The 23542-nt window shown below is 49.2% G+C and carries 21 protein-coding genes; 3 read left to right on the top strand and 18 right to left on the bottom strand.

The features are described from left to right. Positions 1 to 107 precede the first annotated feature (107 nt). The 5 genes from M2277_RS06590 to M2277_RS06570 form a co-directional block, all read right to left on the bottom strand. The gene (locus tag M2277_RS06590; protein ID WP_148247096.1) at positions 108 to 665 is read right to left on the bottom strand and encodes a GNAT family N-acetyltransferase; all 558 of its coding nucleotides are present in this window, start codon (positions 663 to 665) and stop codon (positions 108 to 110) included. 241 nt (positions 666 to 906) lie between these two features. After that, complete coding sequence (locus M2277_RS06585) at positions 907 to 1725, bottom strand: SPL family radical SAM protein (RefSeq protein WP_280754586.1); 819 nt, start codon at positions 1723 to 1725, stop codon at positions 907 to 909. An 89-nt stretch (positions 1726 to 1814) separates the two neighbouring features. Next, positions 1815 to 2528, bottom strand: coding sequence for a 2OG-Fe(II) oxygenase (locus M2277_RS06580; RefSeq protein WP_006210891.1), 714 nt, complete (start codon positions 2526 to 2528; stop codon positions 1815 to 1817). After that, on the bottom strand, positions 2521 to 3066 hold the full coding sequence (locus tag M2277_RS06575) for a methylated-DNA--[protein]-cysteine S-methyltransferase (RefSeq protein WP_148247095.1): 546 nt from the start codon (positions 3064 to 3066) through the stop codon (positions 2521 to 2523). The genes M2277_RS06580 and M2277_RS06575 overlap by 8 nt, the downstream gene beginning before the upstream one ends. Then, positions 3053 to 3655 carry a bifunctional transcriptional activator/DNA repair enzyme AdaA gene (locus M2277_RS06570; RefSeq protein ID WP_006210893.1) on the bottom strand — a complete coding sequence of 201 codons (603 nt, stop codon included), beginning with the start codon at positions 3653 to 3655 and terminating at the stop codon, positions 3053 to 3055. The genes M2277_RS06575 and M2277_RS06570 overlap by 14 nt, the downstream gene beginning before the upstream one ends. Before the next feature lie 147 nt (positions 3656 to 3802). Between M2277_RS06570 and M2277_RS06565 the strand changes: the two genes are divergently transcribed. Beyond that, on the top strand, positions 3803 to 4864 hold the full coding sequence (locus M2277_RS06565) for a DNA-3-methyladenine glycosylase family protein (RefSeq protein ID WP_280754417.1): 1062 nt from the start codon (positions 3803 to 3805) through the stop codon (positions 4862 to 4864). 91 nt (positions 4865 to 4955) lie between these two features. Here M2277_RS06565 and M2277_RS06560 read toward each other — a convergent pair whose 3' ends face one another. The 7 genes from M2277_RS06560 to M2277_RS06530 all read right to left on the bottom strand — a co-directional run bounded on the left by M2277_RS06560 (position 4956) and on the right by M2277_RS06530 (position 11761). After that, a complete protein-coding gene (locus M2277_RS06560; protein ID WP_036637241.1) occupies positions 4956 to 5429 on the bottom strand; it encodes a hypothetical protein in 474 nt (157 codons plus the stop codon). Between the two features lie 226 nt (positions 5430 to 5655). Then, positions 5656 to 6705 carry an ATP synthase beta subunit C-terminal domain-containing protein gene (locus tag M2277_RS06555; RefSeq protein WP_280754416.1) on the bottom strand — a complete coding sequence of 350 codons (1050 nt, stop codon included), beginning with the start codon at positions 6703 to 6705 and terminating at the stop codon, positions 5656 to 5658. Between the two features lie 308 nt (positions 6706 to 7013). Beyond that, entirely contained in the window at positions 7014 to 7970 is a 957-nt protein-coding gene (locus M2277_RS06550) for an acetamidase/formamidase family protein (protein WP_280754415.1), read from the bottom strand. A gap of 403 nt (positions 7971 to 8373) precedes the next feature. Then, complete coding sequence (locus M2277_RS06545) at positions 8374 to 8892, bottom strand: hypothetical protein (RefSeq protein WP_148247092.1); 519 nt, start codon at positions 8890 to 8892, stop codon at positions 8374 to 8376. Positions 8893 to 9432: 540 nt separating this feature from the next. After that, positions 9433 to 10245: an aminoglycoside phosphotransferase family protein gene (locus tag M2277_RS06540; protein WP_280754414.1), complete on the bottom strand. Its 813-nt coding sequence runs from the start codon at positions 10243 to 10245 to the stop codon at positions 9433 to 9435. Positions 10246 to 10565: 320 nt separating this feature from the next. Next, positions 10566 to 10964, bottom strand: coding sequence for a hypothetical protein (locus M2277_RS06535; RefSeq protein WP_231888301.1), 399 nt, complete (start codon positions 10962 to 10964; stop codon positions 10566 to 10568). Between the two features lie 419 nt (positions 10965 to 11383). Beyond that, entirely contained in the window at positions 11384 to 11761 is a 378-nt protein-coding gene (locus tag M2277_RS06530; RefSeq protein WP_280754412.1) for a winged helix-turn-helix transcriptional regulator, read from the bottom strand. 226 nt (positions 11762 to 11987) lie between these two features. Between M2277_RS06530 and M2277_RS06525 the strand changes: the two genes are divergently transcribed. Both M2277_RS06525 and M2277_RS06520 read left to right on the top strand, forming a co-directional pair. Beyond that, positions 11988 to 13424 (top strand): MDR family MFS transporter, encoded by a 1437-nt coding sequence (locus M2277_RS06525; protein ID WP_148247089.1) that lies wholly within the window; start codon positions 11988 to 11990, stop codon positions 13422 to 13424. Between the two features lie 171 nt (positions 13425 to 13595). Next, entirely contained in the window at positions 13596 to 16079 is a 2484-nt protein-coding gene (locus M2277_RS06520; protein ID WP_280754585.1) for a family 43 glycosylhydrolase, read from the top strand. 15 nt (positions 16080 to 16094) lie between these two features. Here the strand turns inward: M2277_RS06520 and M2277_RS06515 are convergent, their stop codons facing one another. From M2277_RS06515 to M2277_RS06490, 6 genes are all read right to left on the bottom strand, one after another. Next, on the bottom strand, positions 16095 to 16343 hold the full coding sequence (locus M2277_RS06515; protein ID WP_036637233.1) for a GntR family transcriptional regulator: 249 nt from the start codon (positions 16341 to 16343) through the stop codon (positions 16095 to 16097). Positions 16344 to 16440: 97 nt separating this feature from the next. After that, the gene (locus tag M2277_RS06510) at positions 16441 to 17406 is read right to left on the bottom strand and encodes a glycoside hydrolase family 43 protein (RefSeq protein ID WP_063480552.1); all 966 of its coding nucleotides are present in this window, start codon (positions 17404 to 17406) and stop codon (positions 16441 to 16443) included. A 21-nt stretch (positions 17407 to 17427) separates the two neighbouring features. Continuing rightward, positions 17428 to 19188 carry a glycoside hydrolase family 2 protein gene (locus tag M2277_RS06505; protein WP_280754411.1) on the bottom strand — a complete coding sequence of 587 codons (1761 nt, stop codon included), beginning with the start codon at positions 19186 to 19188 and terminating at the stop codon, positions 17428 to 17430. Positions 19189 to 19249: 61 nt separating this feature from the next. Beyond that, positions 19250 to 21697 (bottom strand): family 43 glycosylhydrolase, encoded by a 2448-nt coding sequence (locus M2277_RS06500; RefSeq protein ID WP_280754410.1) that lies wholly within the window; start codon positions 21695 to 21697, stop codon positions 19250 to 19252. A 3-nt stretch (positions 21698 to 21700) separates the two neighbouring features. Continuing rightward, positions 21701 to 22540, bottom strand: a complete 840-nt coding sequence (locus tag M2277_RS06495; protein ID WP_006210908.1) for a carbohydrate ABC transporter permease — start codon at positions 22538 to 22540, stop codon at positions 21701 to 21703. A 34-nt stretch (positions 22541 to 22574) separates the two neighbouring features. Beyond that, positions 22575 to 23468, bottom strand: a complete 894-nt coding sequence (locus tag M2277_RS06490) for a carbohydrate ABC transporter permease (RefSeq protein WP_040680772.1) — start codon at positions 23466 to 23468, stop codon at positions 22575 to 22577. Between the last annotated feature and the right edge of the window lie 74 nt (positions 23469 to 23542).

Genomic DNA, 23542 nt, shown 5'->3' with positions numbered 1-23542 from the left:
TAACGCGGATAGACTTTCCTCGATTACAGCGATATTATTTCGCTCGTAGATTTAAAACCCACTTATGTTTCTCCGAAGTCTCCGAGGCTTCAAATATCAGCTGCCCATCAAATCTCTTGGTATTCATTTTTCACAATGCCGTAGTAGACAAGATCCTCATAGTGATTTTCTTTCTTCACATGATCGATCAATACTCCTTCTTGTTTCATGCCTGTTTTTTGTATGACTTGCCCGGATGCCGGATTCGAAGCAAAATGCCGCGCATAGACCTTATGATAATGTTTCACCTGAAAGGCAAAGTCCAATATGGCTTTGGAGGCTTCTGTTGCATATCCCTTTCCCCAATACTCCTCACCAATCCAATAAGCAATTTCTCCATTATCATAGCGCTGATGATTAGTTAATGCGATTGCACCATATACCGTCCCTGTGTGCCTGTCACAAACAGCAAATTCATATGACTTATCCGCATCAAAATTTTGTATATGATGTTCTATCCATGACAAAGCACAATCAAGTGTATAAGGGTATGGCAGCGTGAGTGTGCTTTTATATATATTGTAGTTATTGCATAGCCTGACAACTGTTTCAGCATCCGATTCCCTGAATAAGCGAAGCAATAATCTCTCCGTCGTCATCGTTTTATTGATCTCGTCATATATCATTTCACTTCGCCTCTTTCATAAAAAAGTATTGAACTGCCCTGGATCCCGGTCGTCGCTCTCTATTGTCACTCGCTCCTCGGCCCAATACTGGTTATTTTCGCCTATCATACCATAATCATCTATGGCTAAACATGACAAAAAAGGTCGGATTTCTCATCCCGACCAAACAGATAATTTCTATGATCTTACAAACTAGCGAATCCACGAAGCCATCACCCGCAGACCCGACAACCCCGGCCTCTTAAGGCTCAAACCCCTGTTGGCTCACGAATAACTGCTCCTTCGGAAACGCCTGGCTAAACCGATCATAAACGATCTGATAAGCAGCTGGATCGTACCATTCCTCAAGTCCAAGCTCTTCATACAGCACCTGAACAGGCAGCCTCTTCGTCCGTTTCCCGCCGCTGCCGTCGCCCATGAAATAATCGTCGATGCACACGCGATTTACAAGCGGCCGCAGGATCTCGGGAAAAGCCGCAGTGCTCGGAAGCACGGGAGCGATCGCTGCCTGAGTGGGAATCCCAGCGTCTCTCAGCAGCTCGAGTGTTTTCAGTCTGGCTTGGACCGGCGGTGCAGATGGCGTAAAATGCTTGCGGATGTCCTCACGGTCGGTCTCAACCGTCATGCTGACCCGCACCCGATCTCCTAACTGCTGCAGCAGATCGATATCCCGCCGGACTAAGGGACTTCGTGTCTGCACGAACAGGAAATCCGGCGGTTCGCCGACCATGACCTCAAGCAGCGCGCGAGTTACTTCTTCCTTGGCCTCGACCGGCTGATACGGATCGGTGCTGGAAGACATGAAGATCGTAACGGGTCCCTTCGTTTTGGCACGTTTCAGTTCTTTGCGCAGAATGGCGGCTGATTCCAGCTTAACGTCAACCCAACTGCCCCACTCCCCATTACGAAAGATCGATACCGGCATTTGCCGGACATAACAATAAGAACAAGCGAAGGTACAGCCTGTGTACGGATTTAAAGTATGGCTGTATCCGTTCAGAAATCCCGTTCCTTTATTCAACAGGGTCTTGGGGGTCTTATAGAGCACTTCACTTTTAATCTCAAACACCCCGTTTCTGCACTTTCTTCTATTATACCATGTCTCTCCAGGCATCCTGGCCGAGGAATCCACCCCACTTATGAACCCTTTTACTTCGCATCATGAAAAATAATCCCAAGGCTGTACCTGGTCCCTGCCGTGATGGTGCTAACGCCGTGCCGCAGCGTGGTTCGGTAATACCCTCGGGTCCCCTGAACGGGCCGATGGTTGGTCGGAAAAATCAGTCCCGCGCCCTGTTCCAAAGTAATGACATGCCCCCGGCTCTGTGCCCGCGGCCGCTGTTCAACCAACAGAAACTCTCCGCCCGCGTAATCGACTTCCTTCTCATTCAGCACGAATACCACTTGGAACGGGAAGAATTCATCTCCATACAAATCCTGATGCAGACAGTTGTAGCCGCCCTTCTCATATTTCAAAATGAGCGGTGTAGAGCGCCCCTGCCCTTGCGAATGGCACATCTCAAGGAACTCAGCCAAGGTCCCAGGGTACCGCTCCTCGCTTCCCAGCTGCGTCAGCCAGCGGTTGGCTGTCAGCGCAAGCTCAGGATAGAAGCCTTCCCGAAGCTGTTGCAGGAGTCCTGGCAGCGGGGCCTGATAGTACTTGTACTCCCCAACCCCAAAGCGGTGTCTAGCCATGTCAATGGTATTGCGAAACCGCTCCTCTTCCGAATAAGTGTTTATGATCTCTGTACATTCCTCAGGCAGCAGAAGCTTTGGAATGACAGCATATCCCTGCTCATCCAAAGCTCCCTGTATCCCTTCCCAATGTAGTCCCGAGATTCGCTCCTGCAACGATCTAGACATACTCCGCGGTCTCCTTCACCGGGACACGCCCGCGCTCCAGCTGAAGCAGCCAGGTCTTCATCTCAAGCCCTCCGCGATAACCGGTCAAAGCCCCGCTCTTGCCAATTACCCGGTGGCACGGCACGGTTATAAGCAATGGATTGGCTCCGATAGCCGCTCCAACGGCACGAACCGCGGCCGGCTTTCCAATCTGGTTGGCGATGTCCGTATACGTATAAGTCTCGCCATACGGAATATGGCATAACGCATTCCATACAGCCGATTGAAAGGCGGTACCTTTGTAATCCATAGGCATTTCGAACCGGTCTCTGTTCCCCTGAAAATACTCGGCTAACTCTTCCGAATATACCTGCATTTTCGCATCATCCCGCATAAGCTCGCTGCCAGGGAACCTGGCGTTCACCCAGTCCGCTAACTCTTCTAACGGCTTATCCTGCGAGCCGACATAACATAATCCTTCCTTCGTAGCCGCCAGATATACATTCCAGTTGTCATGAGTCAGTCGAGTCCAGTAGATTATTGTATTATCGGATTTCATTATGATCCTGCACCTCCATGCTTGTATTATTCAACACATATTGCCCGCGATAACGGAGTGGAGTAACCCCCGTCTTCTTCTTAAACAAGGTGATAAAATAAGCCGTGTTGTCCAAACCCACCTTATGGCCGATATCCGAAATGGTTAATCCGGAATCCCTAAGGAGCGCCTTGGCTTTGTCCATCCGGTAATCCTGGATGTACTCCATCGGGGTCAACCCTTTTACGCGTTTAAATATCCGGTGCAGATGATACGGGCTGCCGTGGCTCACATCGGCCAATACATCGAGTGTCAAATGCTCCGTGTAGTGGTTGTCGATATACTCCGTAACCAGCTCAATCCATTCATGGTCCGGTAGACGTTCCCCTGTCGGCTTGCACCGTTTGCATGGTCGGAAGCGTTCGGCCCTCGCTTCATCCGGGGATTGAAACACGCGCACATTTTCAAATTTCGGGGGTCTGGATTTACAGGATGGCCGGCAGAAAATCCCGGTTGTCTGCACCGCGTAGAAAAACTTGCCGTCACTCTCTTTATCATTGCTGATGATGGCCTTCCACTGTGCTTCGGTTGGCTGAATTCGGTTTGCCACGTTTCCTCACCTCCGCTAACATTATAACCACAGGATGGATTCGCTGTACGCTTTTTGGAATAGAAGAGCAAGATAACAAAATTATACGATCCGCATTTATGTTACAACTAGTATAGATAAGTTTATGAAGGAAAGGAACCGGTGAACATGCGAGATTCAAAACCTATGCCAAGCGGCACAATCCCTGCGCAAGACCCCATATTTCTGAAGAAGCTGCCGCCGGGCCAAACCGCCCACTATAACGGGGACATAGCTCAGGAACAAGACACATATGGCCGTTTTCTTCCCCAGGACAGCTGGGAGGATCTTCAGCATTCGTTAAAGCTGCACGTGCCGAAGGAATTCAGTTTTACCGAGAACGTCCATTATTTGCAGAGATCGCCAAACGAATGTCTCTATCATATTCAACATGATGCGATTTACAGAGCGCTTTCTCTCGATTCAGAGACGGCGGTCATTGAAGTTAGCGAGCTGCCTCAAGAACGGGCTATCCTTGTACGGTTTCTGGGTGATACTGCCCCAACGGAATGGAGCAAGCGTGCGGAAGTGGCGATTTATGTCCGGGACTGGTTTGATCTGAACACCAATCTGGTTCCCTTCTACGCCATGGCACAGAATGACCCTCTGCTCAGTCGAGCCCTTCATTCCTTCTATGGACTGCGCAACATGGGCATCCCCGACCTGTTCGAGGCGCTGTGTTGGGGTATTCTGGGACAGCAGATTAACCTGACTTATGCATATACGTTAAAAAGACGATTCGTCGAGGCTTTTGGCCGCCGCGTGGAATGTGAAGGAGAGATTTACTGGTTGTTTCCCCGGTCCGAGGACATCGCACATCTAAACGTGCAGGACCTGGAGGGGCTCCGTATAACCGTGAAAAAATGCGAGTACCTCATCGGGGTGGCACATCTTATGGCGGAAGGAGAATTGACGAAAAAGCAGCTGCTTGATACGAATAGCTTAGTAGAAGCTGAAAAACAACTTGTAAGCATTCGCGGCATCGGTCCGTGGACGGCCAACTATGTGCTGATGCGCTGCCTCCGGATGCCCGCGGCATTCCCCATCGACGATGTCGGGCTGCACAATGCCATCAAACATCTGCTGGGTTCGGAGAAGAAACCGACAAAGAAGGAGATTCTGGCACTATCGGCAGCATGGGCGAACTGGGAATCCTACGCTACCTTTTACCTCTGGAGGTTTCTCTATTAAATCGCAGATAGAAAAAGGGATATCTCCCACAACTGCGGCGCAGTCTGTAAGGAGACATCCCTTTCTTAGCGATGATTTCTATCTCGAATACCTATTCGATGAAATATAATTTGCCGTCAACCTCAAGCGAGATCGCGGATTGTGCCAGATCGTCCTTCAGCTTTTTTGCATAATCCACCACTTGATTGAGCGAATCCTTGTCGAGTTTTTCGGCAAAAGCGTACACAATCGTAACTTTTTCCTTGATCAGGGTTTTATGGTTGTCCACCCACGCGCCTTCACCCGGAATCGCGGTAGCACCGCCAAACCAACCGGACAGTTTAGTCAAGGTCTGGTCAACAAACTTCTGATGTGCCGCATCTGTAATCGGGATGTCCCCTTTCACGGTGGAAGGGACATAAATTTTCACCACATGATCCAGATGGAATTGATCGTTCAGGGCACTTTGTGTAATGGCAGTAGCCGTCGGGTTTCCCTCTGCACTGAAAGACTGCTGAACCGGCACCACGATAAGCGTTAACAACAACGCTGCAGCGAATGCAATAAGCCAACCTTTTCTCTTCATCTTCATTTCTCCTCTATGTATGGTCTCGTTCTCCCCGCATGAACCGCTGGCTACCTTTCTTGTGCTGGCCGCCAACCGGACGGTGCAAACTAGCACATATTATATAATGGACTTAACCTGTCAGCTATGGGGCATACGGATTATATTATGCGGATTCATGCAAAAAAGCCGATATTCCCGATGTGAAAACTCAGAAAATCGACTTTATGCTGAAACAGAGCTTATTCTACCGTTTGATCGTACCGATCCAGGATAAACTCTCCACCGATCGATGATCCATACTGCCATTTAGGATAGCCTGAACGTCATCTAGTGTTTCTAGCAGCGATACCCGCTCGCCCTGTAATCTGGTATATGCTTCCGCAACGTAAAAAGGCTGCGTAAGATAGGCTTCCAGCCGTTCTCCACGCTCATATACTTCCGTCTCGGATGCCGGAATGGCTTGCAGGCCTCGCACTTGAACCAGCGAACGCAGCTCACGGTAACGCCTCAGCAGTTTCTGGGCACGCTGCTGAACCGACAGGTGATGCTGATCCAGATGGACTCCTTCCAATACGGAAGATGTGGAGTATAACGGATTTACGGCCGGAAACATATGTCTGGCAGCCAGGTCCGCATCAAAATACCACAGCGTCTCCAGGGGACCGTAAGGCAAATCCTCATCAACAGCTGCCCCTTTTAGATCCACAAGAAAAGTCGTGACATTCTCAATGCCTTCTTGTTGAAGACGTTCCTGAAGATCATAGATCTTCCCGGTTAAGACGTGCTCCCGGTCTGCTGCAAATACAATCTCCTTCTCCCTACTTGTATTCGCCACGATTGAATAAGTTTCTTCTATAGAGTTGGCCACCCGCTGCACATCATTAAGCATGTCCTGCAGCTCCGGATATTCACCTTCCGGCTTCAGCAGAATCGTCACATAACCTCCCGCCTTGAAGTGGTGGAACAATTCCCCCAGCAGCACAAGCTGACCCATTCCGGGACGGGCGACTAAACCGACGGTGCCGCCTTTTGCCAGCGGAGCAAATAAATCGAGCGGCTTGATGCCTGTTTCGATTATATCCACCCTTTCCCCGCGCAGGATCAGTTCATCTAAACTGCATTTCGCCAGGGATGCCAGTGCGGCAATGGTGCGGACTTCCGCCCGTCCCACGGGGATTTTTCCCGTGCACAGATTGGAGACCGTAGCAGGCCGCAGTCCAACGGATTTGGCGGCGCTAGTCAGGTTCGGAACCCTTTGTCGTAACAGTGATACATTGAGCTTCAGATTATCCAAGTGCGTACACCCTTTTTAATAGTGGATTGATTTTGTGCTTTTTTCCATAAAAGAATCTGCTGTGCGGACAAACAACCCCTCATCCGGTTCAAAAATGTTGTGATCAAACTGCTCGAATTCCACGATTTTGGCCTGAGGCAGTGATTGTTTGTATTGTTTCCACTGCTTCTAATGAAACCTAGGACTTGGTTTTATGCCACGGATCATAAGGACTGGGCAAGACAACAGCGTCAGATCGTTCCACAGTTCTACTTTCGCTGTTACAGAGCATGTAAGGCAGAGGGCTTCATCCATCATTAGCCCCCCCCTTACCTTAATGCGCCAAAAGGCAAAAATGCGTGCACGCCCTTGGCCGTATTCACGATTTGAGTTACGCGCAGATCTACTGCCAATGTGGCGTAAGCGTACGCCTCTGTTCGCGTAATGGAGTAGAGTTCCGTCATGAGGTCAAGCATCCCGCTTAGAGCCATCCACATCGCTTCGTCCAGATCCTCATGAAAACCCATCGTTAGCCAACCGGTGCTCGTCTTCGCTCTTGGCATCGTAATCGGCATATCGTCCCGGATATGAAAGGTCAGACTCACCTTCTCCATGGGACATTCCAGGGCAGGCCCGCTGACTTCGCCGTCCCCCTGCACGGCGTGACCATCCCCTGTAGAGAATAATCCGCCATCGACCGGAATCGGCAAATACAGGGTGGAACCGGCGGTTAACTCTTTGCAATCCAGGTTACCTCCATAGGGGCGCGGCATAAAAGTCGTATGCTGGCCTTCTTCTCCGGGCGGCATGCCCATTATACCCATAAAAGGTTTCAGACCCACGCTGTACTTGAAGGTTCCGAATTGACTCCGGCCTATCAAAGTCTTGGCGTCCAATTCAAAATCCAGCATGATTTCTTGAACATCACGCATCCCCAGCTTCTCGTTCCAATAACTTGGAAAACCTCCGGCGGAGGTCCAACCCCATGATCCGGGAATAATCTCGTTGATCTGGATCTCCAATGTGTCACCAGCTTTTGCACCTTCAATATGTACCGGCCCCACCAATGCATGCCCAAACTGTTTCTCCTGCCGCCCCGGCTTACGCTCAGTGAACTTCGTTCTTGGCGCACTTGGCGCAGAGCGCTTCGCAATCCCCCAGGAAGCATCCAACGTTTGATAGAGGACAGTGTCCCCTGACTGAATATACAGAGCCGGTTCCAGCTCTTTGCTGAAAAATCCATGAAGCGAGTGAATATCCGGTTTTAGCCTATGAACGTTCGACATCGGTTCTTCTCCCTTCACACCCATGATCAGAATAGCGCCGCACCTAGGCAGGCTATACCCTGTTACGTTATAAAGTGTTTTATATTACTCTAAAAGTCAATACAAATTTACTCTTCGAAGTAATTATAATTACGCGTTAAGATGTGCGTTTAGTTGATGCAAGGTATCGACATTCAAATCTGGATACAAAAAAGTCCCCAGCCTCCATCCTATAGACTGGACGGGTGGGAACTTCAGTTATACTTAGACGGCATGTATTACCGTTTGTTATGCTGTGGTTTGCTCGGAGCCTTGTAGGCTCGTAACTTCAATTTCACAGATTCGAAGATCAGGAAGATTCATGGATTCTGAGATCCCTTGAAAAATAGTTCCATCGATTCATGAGTCTTATGAGTTCATTGTATCATTCATCCAGCAGCATGCCGCGTTCATCGTAAAACTTATAGTCCCTGAAGGTGTACGATTGATCTTCGGACGGAGGTAATTCAATATAAGTCACATCTGCACGGTTAGGGACGAATGTTTGCTCCAACAACTCCCCATTAATGCGTACTTGCATTTTGGCGACTTGATTATCGTGATGGGTTACAACCATCCATTTTTGAACCTCTTCCTTGGGATTATTCAGCATGAACAACCCGACAGGATCATGCGCTGTCTCTATATGTTTCCATTCATAGTTCCCTTTGGAATTTCGAGCAAACTCAATATACCCCGGCCTTTGGTCGGACAAGAATCCTACCACCCTGCTGTCATGGAAATCGGATAAATCCAGAATCTCGATTTGCCTGTTTTCGTATCCCTCAATCGACTGAATTACTTTTTGGATGGACCCCTCATCGTTTCCATACAGCTTCTTGTCGTTACTAAGATAATAAGCTGATAGAACAACAATACCAATAACCAAAACCAAGCCAATCATTACATTTTGTCTTCTCAAAATTATAGTCACGCCCCAGTACGAAAGGATGTTGTAATTGAAATCTCGGGGTCACGTAGAGAGAATCCCATACGAACACACGAACCAAGCGACCCAATTAAGGTCATATGACTGAAATACCCACATGAACTCACTCTCCAGAACCCCCACATGAACACACTCTCCAGAACCCCCACATGAATATACTTTAATTGTACTCTAACGTATTATAGTCATTTTAGGTATCCAACCGAGCATGCAAGCCATGCAACAAAAAACTCCAATCAGCCCATACCAATGGCATAACGGACTCCACGGACGTTATTTACATTAATTCGCGCCGTTTGCAAATGTAACGGACCGAGCAGACGCTATACCATAAGTATTTGCCCATTTTCCCTATTTTGTACCGAATAAGGCGGCTGAGGTCCGTTATCTTGTTCAAATGTTCCTTTTGGAGCAAATAGCGTCTCCTGTGTCCGTTAAAGTGCAAAAAACGTTCGATCACGCGACCTCTCGTTCACAGGTATTTAGGGGTCCATCTTAGAGTAACTTGCCATGCAAGTATTGGTTTGTTGTTACAATGGACTTGAGCCTTGAGATTGTATCATGCCTAATCGGCAGATTATTCGCCCTAAACAACAGAATGCCTCGCAAACACGCGATGGCTTCGAATAGTTCCAGCTCATCCTCCCCGTATCGGCCCTCGGCACAAAATGCAGCACGGTAGAAAGAGGCCCGCTTCTCACTTACATAAATCCACATCAAGATAATGGACCAGGCTATGTCATATCTAGGGTCACCTATTTGGACGTTAGTCCAATCGATCACGGTCAGCTTGCCTTCTGACTCAAGAATATTGCCCAGATGGTAATCCCCATGAATCATGCACACTGGCTTCAAGTCTGCTCGCTGAACCAGCTTCACTAATAAATCCTGGATATCGGGGTGCTGATCCACTTGCGGATAAAAATAATCAATGAAGTCGTAGCTTGGTAACGCCGAACCAGTCAGACGATCAAGCGGGAACTTATGCACATCATTCAAATTCTTCGCAAGCTTCTTAAGTTTGGGCTGATCCACTTTATCTATGGGTGTCCCATCGTAACTGGTTAGCAGGACTTGATGGCCATTCACCCCATAACCCCAGCCAACAGGTTTCGAAACCGCACTTCCATACGTGTGTAAGGCATTTAAGATTTCATATTGGAATTGCACATTAGGCTGAGACTCTTTATTCCAAACCTTTAAGACAAAATCAGACTCGGGTGAGCTGATTTTCATGACCTCAGCCTCCAACCCGGAATCCAGGGGAGTTACGCTTAGTGTGGTATCATCTTCCAGCAATAACACCATTCGGTCGCTTTTCTCCACCCAGTTTATTTCACGCGCTTGGAAATCTATCCTGCTCACTGCCTTTCGCGGGGATGGTTGCACGCACTAACACACCAGCTTCCCATATCATTAATCGCTTCATCGCTAACTTGGTCAGATATTCCCTTCTATTTCTGGCAATTTACTCACCATGCCTTGCCATGTAGATGCATGCAGCCGTTATTACCTCCGTAATTTATAATCCTCCGTGTTTCCCACGATCCTCAGCCTAAATCAATTACCCTCTTCTGTTCGTTGTTAGTATACCATCATATTTACGGCATCCATTTCTTCACGCACCTTCATAGCTGCAGCGATTCAATCGTTGTAAAGATTCGGGAATAGACATCCTGGATATTGGACTCATTGCGTACATCGTTGTATAACCCATATTCCCAGTAATGAGATTCCTCGCCATAGTAACCCGTGGCATAAGCGTAAGCTGAAAGATCAGGAACATCGGCATACGATAACTCCTCAATTGTAAAGGGGACGTGTGATTTCTTAGACTCGATATAGAAAAAAGGGATGTCCGAATGGTGATAGACTTTTGCATATTGTGGATTGGAAGCCTCCACTAGAAACTCTTTCGTAATGAAAATAGCGTCAAGGTCAGACGATAACCCCTCCTCTAATTGTTTGAACGTGACTTCCTCAAAATCTATATTCTCTTCCCTTATGTTCGGAGTTTCTCCAATCAAACCAATAACTAGGCTCCTACCCTCAAAGGGTGGACCCTCATAAGGTGGAGTATCAACGCTATCGACGTTAGATTTACAGACCATTAACATCAAACATATACAGAATAGGACCATGGCATTTTTCATCATTATGGAAAGCTCCTTCGGGTGATATAGGATAAATTCGCTCACCAGACTTAACGGTTATCTCTTATGGCAATTTGGGCTCGGCTTTCACATCCGGCACCTTAATGACCTTGTAGGTATTGATCGCTTTCTTCAGTTCCCTTGTGCTTCACCGCCTGCAAAGACTCACCGACTTTTCCAATAACTCCATATTATGTGTATTTCTCCACTTCGTAAATACTTATCTTCGCTATGGCCAAGTATCCGTACAACACAAAAACCGCGATATACGCGGTTTCTGCGATCTCTGTTTGCTATTTCTCGGATAAGGAACTCGCCTTTCCTAATGAAGTTCGATGCTCCCTCCTGGATGCTCCCCAATCATGTATCACATTGAGAACGTCTTCAAATCCTCTTCCCTGCTCCGTTAAGGAATACTCTACGGTAACCGGCATGGTTGGCATGACTTGCCGTTGAATGATTCCGTTCTGTTCCAAATGTCTCAGAATCACCGTCAACGATTGCGTACTGATGTTGCCCAAATTCCGGCGTAAGCGGTTAAACCGCTGAGGACCGTCATGCAGTTCTCCAATCACGTGGACGGCCCGTTTCACGGCAACTATTTTCAAAACCTCGCCAATAACCTCCGTGCATACTTCATATTCTTCGTTATGTTCTGAATGCTCGCTCAAACCATCACCCGCCCTAACCTAAAGTAAGTTGGTCTATAATAAATGATCTTATCAATAAATATTGCCTACTGTTCTTGTTGGTTTAGAGTCATTATAATTTGGCACATAGCTGTTGATCAAGGTGCATTCTTGAATCGACACTCTGAATCGCGCGATTCTCTTCGAATAGCCATATATCCGGAAATGTGGTTATGCACAACAATATACAGTACGAGGAGACGATGAAATGTCGACCACGATTAAAGAAATCCGCGCGCCCTTATTCGCCATCATCATTGGCATGTTTATGGTCCTACTGAATATGACCGCCATGAATGTGGCGATTCCGAAACTAATGAACACCTTTCAAAGCCCACTATCTTTAATGCAATGGGCAACCACGGGTTATATACTGGCCGAGGCGGCCATTATTCCGGTAGCCGGCTGGCTGGCTGACCGCTTTGGCGGCAGGCGCATGTTCATTCTGGCCATCTCCATCTTTACGATCTGCTCTATTCTTTGCGCACTCTCAATTAACGCTGAGCAATTTATACTGTTTCGCATACTTCAAGGTTTAGGTGGAGGCATTGTCATGCCGATTGGTTATGCCATCGTCTTTCGGATCAGTCCTCCGGACAAGATTGGCACGGTGATGGGTTCATACCTGGGCGTTCCCATACTTATTGCGCCAGCCATCGGGCCCGTGTTTGCCGGGTGGTTGGTGGATTACGTAAGCTGGCCTTATCTATTCTGGGTGAATGTGCCTGTAGGCATCTTAGGAATATGCCTCGGGCTGCGATATCTGCCTAAGTTGGAGAGTCAGGCTCAAGCCAAGCTGGATAAACTCGGCATGATTTTCGGCCCCCTTGCTTTTGCAGCCCTCATCTACGGCGTGCACCAAGGGGGCGATGCCGGATGGGACTCCATGCAGACCATCATCGGCCTTGCAGTTGGCGTAGTGGCGCTTCTGCTATTTATTCTGGTTGAACTTCGCTCAAGCGAGCCGCTCCTCGAGCTGCGTGTATTCCGTTCGTGGTCTTTTACAAGCGCCATGTTGATTCTTTGGCTAACGGCCGTTACGTTTTATGGAAACTTCTTTCTCATTCCGGTTTACCTCCAGCAGGTGAAGGGATTTAATGCATTTGATACAGGGCTCCTCATGATTCCACAGGCCATTGCCTGCATCGTTCTCATGCAGATTGGCGGTAGGCTCTTTGACCGGATGAGCGTAAAGCCGCTGGTTATTATCGGTACGGCACTTCTGGGGCTAGGGGCCTTCCTGCTCTCTAGAGTTTCTTCGGGGAGCGGAATGGGAATGTTAATTGTCGCTATGACCTTAGCAGGCTCCGGCCATGCATTGTATGGCATGTCTTTGAATGCCTTTGTTATGAAATCTGCACCGCAAGCGCTGATCAACCGCGTTACGTCCTTGAACAATGCTTCACAGCAAGTGATGGGCTCGTTTGCGGTGGCTGCCTTCTCAACCTTGTTGACAGCTCGTGTATCAGCTTCATCTCGTGCAATACCGCAAGTTGAAATCTGGGCAGATGCGTTCTCGTTCACCTTCCTTGTTGTAACGGCAGTGTCCATTGTTGGTGTTGTCATGGGGTTATTGATCCGTAAACCAACCGCTCTAACGGATGAAGCCATTGACCAACCAGATGCACGAGGCTTGGACTCCTGATTTTATAGTTGATTAGGTATAACGGCATTGCATCTGTTCTGCTATACTACGTTCAATGTAAACGTTTCCCATATTAAAGGAACGGAGGTGAACTTCATACAGTCCATCGTTTGATTTCCGAGTTCTCAGCCATATATTCTTCTGATTGGAGCTGATCAAACATTGAAATTCGTGAAACTGCTGCTTGGGATGGCTGCGCTCGCAACTGCGTTCCTGTTCCCGGTACAGGCTTTTGCCTACAGTAATCCATTTCATTTAACGGATTCCTGGCGTTGGAACAATAACGATTTCTACGGTGAGGGCGACCCTTACATCCTCAAATTCAACGGAACGTATTATCTGTATGTCAGTACGGTTGACCACCAGTCCGGCATCAAAGTGTGGTCTTCCCCCGATCTTGTCAATTGGGCCTACCGCGGTCTATGCGCAACAGATCCGATTACCAAAGCCGCTTATGCTCCTGAGGTATTCTATCATGTGGACGGAAATTTCTATATGTACACATCACCGGGAGGAGGAGGGCATTATGTGCTGAAAAGCGACAGTCCCCTCGGTCCGTTCGTTCCGGTTACTGGCAATGTGGGCATGGGGATTGACGGTTCTGTTTTCGTTGACGACAACGGACAGTGGACCTTTTATGCAACCGGGTCCAATCAGATCATGGCCTGGCCAATGAACAGCCCTACTTCCTTTGGTTCTGCGGTGTCGACCGGTCTCAGCATGAACGGCTGGACTGAGGGTCCTACCGTCCTTAAGCGCAATAACAAGTATTTCATGACCTATACCGGCAATCATGTATGGAGTACGGCATACCGGGTCGATTATGCTGTCAGCAACAACGCAACCCACGCATTCGCGCCCGCGTCCGGCCAGAATCCCGTTCTCCTTGAAACGGAAGGCCATCATGTCGGCCTGGGGCACAACTCCCTTGTGCGCGGACCTGATCTGGATTCGGACTATATGGTTTATCACAGCCATGCGCATGAAGGAAATTCGGTTTATCCGGGACGAAGGATGAATCTGGATCGAATCGTGTGGAACGGGGACCGAATGCTTGTGCTCGGACCGACGTCATCGGAGCAAACCAATCCGGAGCTGCCGTTGTTTGCAGATCGCTTTAACCGGACAACGATCGGAAACCAATGGATCAATGTTGGAGGGGGTACCTGGGGGATCTATAATCAGGAACTCATGTGGCAAGATACCATCGGCAATGCTTCTTGGTACCGTCAAGTAACGGCCAATGCTACGGAAGCCGATTATACGGCCGAGTTCCATACCAAACAGATGAAGCAAGGCTCTGGCAATACGCCTGTGTACGGCGTCGTATTTTCATATCAGGATGAATCCAACTACGGAACGGCCGTCCTGAACCGAAGCTTAAACCGGCTCGAAACCGACTTTGTCATTGGCGGCGTGAGTCAGGGATGGGAATATGCTTCCTTACCTTCGGGTTTCAATTATACGAAATGGCATCAAATCCGTGTGGAGAAAAAGGATTCCAGCTTCTCCATCTTTGTTGATGGCATGAAAAAGCAGACCCGGAACATCACCGGTCTGGCCGGAGGCAAGATCGGGTATGCCACGTCGAATGTCCATGCCGATTTCGGCTATGCTGCCTTTAGCAACAAAGTTGGTGGCAGCAGTGCATGGAATGCCTATAAGCCCGTTGCCGGCACCATCGAAGCCGTTCATTACATGCAGGGCGGCGAAGGAACAGCATACCATGATCTCAGTCAAGGGAACACGGGCGGCGCTTACCGGAATGAACATGTTGATATTCGATCTTCGGCGTCTGAAGGGAAATATGTCATCGGCTGGAACCAGCCGGGCGAATGGCTCAAATATCGTGTCAACGTTGCGGAGACCGGGTATTATGATCTGAGTCTGCGGGCAGCAACGACGTTCCCCAATGCGCAGTTCCGTCTCTGGAATGGAGCCGAAGATCTTACCGGGCCTGTTCCTGTCCCCAGCACGGGGGATTGGGAGAACTGGCGGTTAACCAGCGGCAAGCGTATATATTTGACTGCCGGCAATCATGAATTGCGGCTTGAAACGGTCAGCGGGGAATTCGATTTAAGCTCGCTCACCTTCTCGCGCGCGGACGCAGTCACCTCCATCAAAGATGATTTCAATGACGGCAACGACAATGGATGGACTCGCTACGAGGGCGACTGGTCGGTTGTTAACGGAGAGTATGCAGGAACAGGGGCAGGCTCCTTTGGCAAAACGGTAATCGGCAGCAGCCTCTGGAGTGATTATTCGGTTGAGGCGGATATCAGGCGGCTGACATCAATGGGAGACGCGGGAATTGTTGTCCGTGTCAACAATCCGGCGAGCGGCAAGGCCTTTGTTAACAACCCGGATTATCTGCAGGGTTACTATGCTCATATCACTGCCCAGGGTGTGCATCTTGGCAAAATGAATTACGGTTACCAAGCGCTCGACTTTGCAGCCATGAGCCTGCCCGCCGATAGCTGGCATCATCTGAAGGTTGTCACTAGCGGAACCCATATTAAAATTTATGTAAATCATGGTGTATCTCCTGTTATCGACTATACGGATACCAGTATGAATCCATTTACCCACGGCAAAGTCGGACTCCGTGTAATGAACAGCAATGCCCGTTTTGATAATGTTAAGGTAAATCCTTAAGGCTTAAGGGTAAGGTCATCCATCAAGCGAGAAATCCCAAAGCGGAGATACGCCTGCCACGAAGGTACCTTTTCCCTTTATGCGGGTAACTACGCCCTCCTCGGCCAGACCAGCGAGCGCATTCCTGGTCGTGATGACACTGACATGAAACCGCATGGCCAGTTCTTTCTCGGACGGGATGCGGTCGCCCGGACGCAGATTGCCCTGCTGGATCTGTTCTCTGATTTTATATTGTATTTGCTGGTATAAAGGAAGCTCCTTCACGATAGATCATCCTCTCCTCAACATACTTAAATGAACACATGAGATTTTAAAACCCCGGCCAGGCTCCAATGCCTGGCCGGGATCATGTTTAGCTGTTTTACTCTCCGGAAGGCAGGGGAAGCAAGCTATGCTCAGATATTGGAAGCCCAAAATCGGGCAAGCCGTCCTCTTTCCAGCCGAAGCGTTGAATCCGCGTACTGCGTGGACCGCCAGCCGAACGCTGCTGCTCGGCTTCCGAGTAAGAATACGCATGGTAGACGATCCAATCTTCCGAACCGTCCGGTGAGACGGTGAAGCTGTTATGTCCGGGGGCGTACACGCCCTGAGCGGGATTCTTCGCAAACACTGGCCCCGCATGCTTGGTCCAGGCTGAAGCATCAAGCACATCATCCGTCTCCGAAATCGTAATCATCCCAAGACTATAATCATCGGACCAGGTCGCGCTTGCCGAGAATACGAGGAACAAGCGCCCATTCCGCTTCAAGAACACCGGTCCTTCGTTAATCGCCATCCCGCCTTGCTTCTCCCATGCTTCCGTAGGCGCCGATAGAAGCACATTCGGCCCCGTTAAGGTCCAGGGATTAACCATGCGGACCGCATAAATGGCCGAACCGTAGTCCGGGAAAAAACCGTATCCGGAATAGAAAAAATACAGCTCTCCCTCGTGCTGGAGCACGGTTCCATCCAATCCCGGATGCTCCGTGTTTATCACACCTCGAAATATCCACTCATCGTTCACCGGATCGTCGCCTATGAGCTCCAGAACGCATATTCTTCGCGTATCATCGCCGCCCCCATCGTTGGCCGTGTAATAGATGTACCATCGATCCTCAATGTAGTGAAGCTCCGGTGCCCATAAATGATAGGAATACGGCCCGTCCTGTTCGGGGGTCCATATCGTTGTCGGGTTTGCCGCAGCTAACCCGGTCATGGTATGGCTCCGCCAAAGGGCGATCCGGTCACCTAACGTCACCGTCAAATAATAATATCCATCCGTATGTTTGATGATCCAAGGGTCGGCACCATTAGGGAGTATCGGGTTCCTGAACGTTTGTTGAGTCAATTTGTTTTCCTCCTTCCAAACTTAAGAAAGATTGATCTCGCGAATGATATCCAGCGGAAACTTTGGTTTGCGCTCCTCTGTCAATAAACCGTTCATCTCTTGCTGCACGTCCGTTAGCTGTGTGTAACAATATCCTACAATATATTCCGTATCCTTGATCGCTTGGTGAATGCTGCGGAACCTCGAGAGGAATTCCTCCTCTGATGACTCCTGCTTGCCATAACCCCAGCCGGATTCCGATTGAAAGGCAATGCCCCCGAATTCGCTAACGATAATGGGCTGTCCTCCGTAATGGTATCCCTCTGCGTAAGCATACTTCCACTGGTTGAACGATCGTTCGTTATTCACGATCACATCTTTATCCGCATAACGCTTCTTGAATTGTTCCCCGGACTCAATATAATCGTGAAGTGTCAAAATATCGGACACGGTGTGCTCCCAGCCGTCATTCGTGATCACCGGACGGTTCGGATCAAATGACTTCGTCAAATGATAAATGGATTCGGTAAATTTCTGCTGCTTGCGGTCCTTGGCAATTTGCGCGATTCCCCACGATTCATTAAACGGAACCCAGGTAATAATGCTGGGGTGGTTATATTGCTGACGGACGATTTCCATCCATTCGTTGGTGAATTTCTGGATGGCATTGTCATTGAATTCAAAGGCAGCCGCCATCTCCGACCAGACAAGCAGTCCCTTAACATCACACCAGTACAAGAACCGGGCGTCCTCTACTTTCATATGTTTGCGGACACCGTTATACCCCATTTCCAGAATTGCATCAATATCCTCGATGATGGCTTCCTCGGATGGCGGAGTGAGATGACTGTCAGACCAATAACCTTGGTCCAGCACGAGTCTTTGATAGATCGGAACGTTATTAAGCAGGACTCTGCCCTTCTCAATCGATATCTTCCTCATGCCGAAATAGGAATAGACGTGGTCGAGCTTCTCCTCCCCGTGATGCAGTATAAATTCAACATCGTATAAATTCGGATGAGCCGGAGACCACAGGCAGTGCTTCCACGGACCGTTGGCCTCGTGAACCAGATCGACGTCCAATTGGAGCCACGGACGATCAATCGTCAAACTCACTTTCTTAACTTGCTTCCCTTTCAAGCTGATAATCGTCTCCAGTCTGGTCTCCTTCGTCGTGAAATCACCCTTCACCTGGTATTCGAAACGCACGGAGCGCGTATCCATATTCGGTGTTATTTTGACAGAATCGACATGGACCGGTTCTACAACTTCCAGCCAGACCGACTGCCAAATCCCGGTTGTCTGGACGTAAAAACACTCGAAATTATGCTCAACCCACCTCTGCTTGCCTCGTGGCTGGGTTGCATCCATGCTGTCCTCCGCTTTCACCGTTAATTGATTGGCAGCACCAAAGGATATGTACGGGGTAATATCAAATGAAAATGCCGAGTATCCCCCTTGATGACTGCCAACGTAGGTACCGTTAATCCAGATTTTCGCCAAGTAGTCTACTCCTTGAAAATGCAGGACAACTCGCTTGCCCTCATCCTCTTGAGGGATATCAAGCGTTCGGTTATACCATATGAATGGATGGTGCTCCTCTCTGCCGATCCCGCTGGCCTTCGTCTCATAAGTAAAGGGCACCGTGATCTTCAATTCACCGCCAAAATCATCCTGCCACCGATCACGCTCACCTGTATTGTCATCGTCAAACCCGAAACTCCACTCCCCGTTCAGATTAACCCAATGTTCTCTCACGAATTGAGGTCGCGGATAATCTTTGTTATACATTTTTGTTGTCATGTTGTCTCCTGCTCCTTTGTCGCACGTTGGCTTGTGCTATGTTTATGTTGTTGGTATGCAGTTACTGCATTTCGATCGGTTCAACCGTTAGCGGCGAGAAGGTCCATCCCTTCGAGGAGGTACGCAGACCGACACGGCCGCTCAGGAAGGCGTTGGGGTCCAGCCAGCTCACAATCGGATCTTCACCGCCGTTGGCGTACACATGTATAGCGGCTCCTTCAAGTCTTACTTTAACCTCTGCTGGCTGATGTTCCTCCAGCTCAAGGAAGCCCGAAGCCATCTCCTCATTCACTTCATAACTGATCCGCTTTAAGATCACCCTTCCATTACGAAAAGACAGCTCATAACCCATGAAGGAGTCCCTGACCTGGTCCGGAAAATCCGATTCGTTGGATGTTCTTAACAGCACGGACGCCTCCCCTGACGCTTCTTCAGTTGCGGTTAACTGAAAGCTCACTTCGTAATTGCTCCATCGCGGGTCCCCGCCGAACAACTTGCCCTCTTGGCCTTCCGACAGAAGCTCGGCCTGACCGTTTGCAAGGTTCCAGCTGCCGTATACGTCGGTGAATTCGACGTCATGACGTGGCGCTACTGGGGAAATTAAGCTGGACTCGATATAACGTATCGAGACATCTCCCTTTTTCCTCGTTAACGATAGCCATTGAGGCCCCTTACGCAGTTGAACCGACCCCAGGGGAATCTTCGTCCATTCGGAATCTTCGGAGAACCATGAAGGATCCAGCAGGATTTCCTTTCGTTCTCCCCCGGCATCCAGGACAAGCCTTGCACCGGCCGAAGCGTTCGATACCATCGCAGATAACAGATAACTGCCGTCTTCTTTTACATATACCGGAAACGTTAGTCCCTTGTGATCTTGAAGCACGGTTACCGCATAACTTCCGTCCGGTGTTTCCTTGTCACTGATTGCGTATTCGTTACGCTCAACTGAATCTTGGACACCATGTATGGCCTCCATCGTACCAGGCACCTGCTTCAGCACATCTTGGTCGCTGCTGCCGTTCGCTTCGTTTGAAAAGGCGGTATATCGCAGTTCCGGCTTCAGCGCGGGTGACCAGCTATATCCGATCCGTCCTGCCGTACCTTTCATTTCCTTATCGCTCAACAGAAGGATCCCATCCCAATAAACTCGGGTTCCATGGTCCCCTGATTCGATGCGCAGCGCGTGATGCTTGGTCATATCCATTCCGTTAGGGAGACTGACGGATTGAGTTATAACTTCTTGTCCCCCAGCTCTTTCAAACATTGACATGGACATATCCTTGCCATCCACGCGGATGCCTCGGTAATGATCTCCATCCTCATAGGAAAACAAAGCCTCGAAATCCGCATCTTCCGAACCGGCAGGGACGTTCTCATCCGTGAGCACAGCATTGAACTCGGCCGTAAACCTGTTGTCCGTGCTTAGGCTGCTGATCCATGCTGCTGATCCATTTACAAGCTTCTGATGTTCCCAGTGCTCGCCTTGCGGCTCCGGTCCTCCGAGCACATCATGAAAGACCGGAAGTGCTGGTGCTTGCACCGGTATCCCATGCGTAGGTCCTGCAACCGACATTTTGTCTCCATTAAAAATCAATCGGTCCATGTTTAACATCCGTACCGGCGGGCCTTCCGCCGAACGCCCCGCAAGATTGTGGTACACAATGTAGTAGGAATCCATGTCAGGTCCTAATACGGTTGCGCTGTGCCCCAGCCCGTTAAACTCATCGTTAGTCGAGATGATGATGGGGTTATTCTCCGGAATTGAGTAGATTCCGTTAGGCGAATCATGGGCAACCGCATAATTGACGCGGTATCCGCGGCTGAACACATGATTGCCTGTATACGTCATGTAATACCGGTCTTGACGCTTGATGATCATGGAGCCTTCCGTCCAGTGGCCTAAAGACGTATTCAGTTTAGAGCCAACGTCGATGGAATACGGGTCCTTCATGGTGCTTGCCATGATGCCGCCTGATGCGGCATAAGTGAAATACCACTTGGCATCATCGTCTATGAACACCGAGCCATCGATGCTCAGTCCCAAATTATCGGTTTCTATTTGGAATGGACCCGTCGGATTGTCGCTTCGCAGAACATAATGTCCCTTGCCACCAGGCGAGGTGTACATGTAGAATGATCCGTTCCAGTAGACTACCTCCGGTGCATAAGCTCCCTCGGTAAGCGGCTCTTCTGTAACAAGTCCTTCGTATTGCCAGCTCACAAGATCCTCGGAGCTCCATGCCTTAATGCCGACACGCCAGTCCTTTGTACTGCAATATAGATAATATCTTCCATTGAAACGCAGTACATAAGGGTCACCTATTCCATAATCCTCCCATTCCTGATCCAGCTTCATCGGGTTCAGATAGGTATGTTCCATTGTTATCTCCCCTCCGTGTGCCTGCTTACCCTTGGTCGCATCCTGTATAACTGCAAGGGTAACGGCCACAGCCGCAACCGATGCCAACGAAATCCCTAACAGCCTCCACGGTTTCCGAAATCGTGTCATCGGTTATCCCTTAATGCCCGTAATGGCCAAGGATTCAATGAAGTAGCGCTGAGCCATGAAGAATACAATAACGACTGGCAGCAATGCCACGATGGAGGCAGCCATGAGCGACGGATAATTGGAGGTCGAGATGTAATTGGACTGCATACTTGCGATTAACACCTGAATAGTCTGCCTTTCCGGTGTGTGCAGATAAATCAAGGGGCCCATAAAATCGTTCCATATCCCCATAAATCCAAGGGCGGCCTGTGCAGCAATCGCCGGTTTCACGATGGGAAGCGCGACGGTCGTAAATGTCCGGAAATATCCGCAGCCATCTATTTTCGCCGCATCGATGAGGTCCGTCGGAATAGAGCCTTGCATAAATTGACGAAAGAAGAAGATCGTCACAATATTCCCGAAGAGACCAGGCACGATGAGCGGAAGCAGCGTATCCACCCACCCAAGCTCAGAGAAACCGATATATTGGGGGATCATGACCACGGAATATGGAATCATCATCGTGCCAAGCAGGGCCATGAAGATCCCTTCTTTGAAGGGAAAATCAAACTTGGAAAAGGCATAAGCCGCCATGGCTGCCACAAACAGACCTATTGTCAGTACCGTCACCACCACGATGGCACTGTTCATAAAACCATACAGGAGCGGGGCTTTGGCCCAGACATCCTTGTAATTCAGCCATGTCAGCGGATCGGGAATCCACTGCGGCGGTATATCAAAAACATGCTGCTGGCTCTTCAATGACGTTGACAACGTCCAGACTAGCGGTCCAAGCATGATGAAAGACCCCGCAAGCAGCAGGATATAGATCATCGAATGGATCAAACGGCGTTGTTTAACCATAATATCTAATTCCTCCTATATAAATGGCATGCGTCTATTCTTGGTAAACCCACCGCTTGGAGAAGCGGAACTGGAACAGCGTGATGATAAAAATGAGAATACCCAGCACCCATGCCACCGCGCTTGCGTAACCCATATTGAAATATTTAAAGGCTTCTTGGAAGATGTAATACACGATGGTCGCTCCGCTGTATTCAGGCCCTCCATCTGCTGCCAGAATGTACATCTGGCTGAAGGATTGGAAGGTGCCTATGATGCCCATCACAACGACATAGAAGTGAATCGGCGACAACAGCGGAAGCGTAATATGCTTGAATTGGTGCCAGCGTGAAGCCCCATCAACCTGAGCCGCTTCATAATAACTTGAGGGTATCCCTTGCAATCCTGCAAGATACAGCACCATAGTGCCGCCAACGCCGCCCCATAAACCCATCAGGATGAATGACGGTTTTACCCAGTTCGGGTCTCCGAGCCAGTTCGGACCCTGCACCCCGAATACATTCCAGATAAACTCATTGATAATGCCGTAATCGTAATTAAGAAGCCACTGCCAGAGTAATGAAACGGCAATAATAGGGGATATCACCGGAATGTAATAAATGGTACGAAAGAATGAAATACCCTTTAGCGGCCGATTCATCATGATCGCCAGGATCAGAGCTATGATCATGCCGAGCGGAATACCGAGCAGCAGATAGAACGTGTTATAAAGCGACTTGTAGAATTTCTCGTCCGCAAACATGTACTGAAAATTGTCCGTACCCGTGAACTCGGCGGGCGTGAACATATCCCATGACATGAAGCTTAATCCAAACGATGTCAGAAGCGGTGCCAAGCCGAATATCAAGAAACCCAATATCGGCGGTGTGACAAACAGCAGTGACCATATGATTTCTTTGCGCCGATATCCCGGGGTTGTATTCTTCATCAATTTTTCCTCCCTGGCTGCAGCGGGAAAAAGCAAAGACGCTGCAAGCCGGGTTCCCCCGTCGTCTTCGCCTC

Source organism: Paenibacillus sp. LBL (genome assembly GCF_029893715.1).
In the GTDB taxonomy this organism is placed as follows: Bacteria; Bacillota; Bacilli; order Paenibacillales; family Paenibacillaceae; genus Paenibacillus_AQ; species Paenibacillus_AQ glucanolyticus.
The sequence above is the reverse complement of the archived record's forward strand: the minus strand, read 5'-3'. Positions and strand labels throughout refer to the sequence as shown.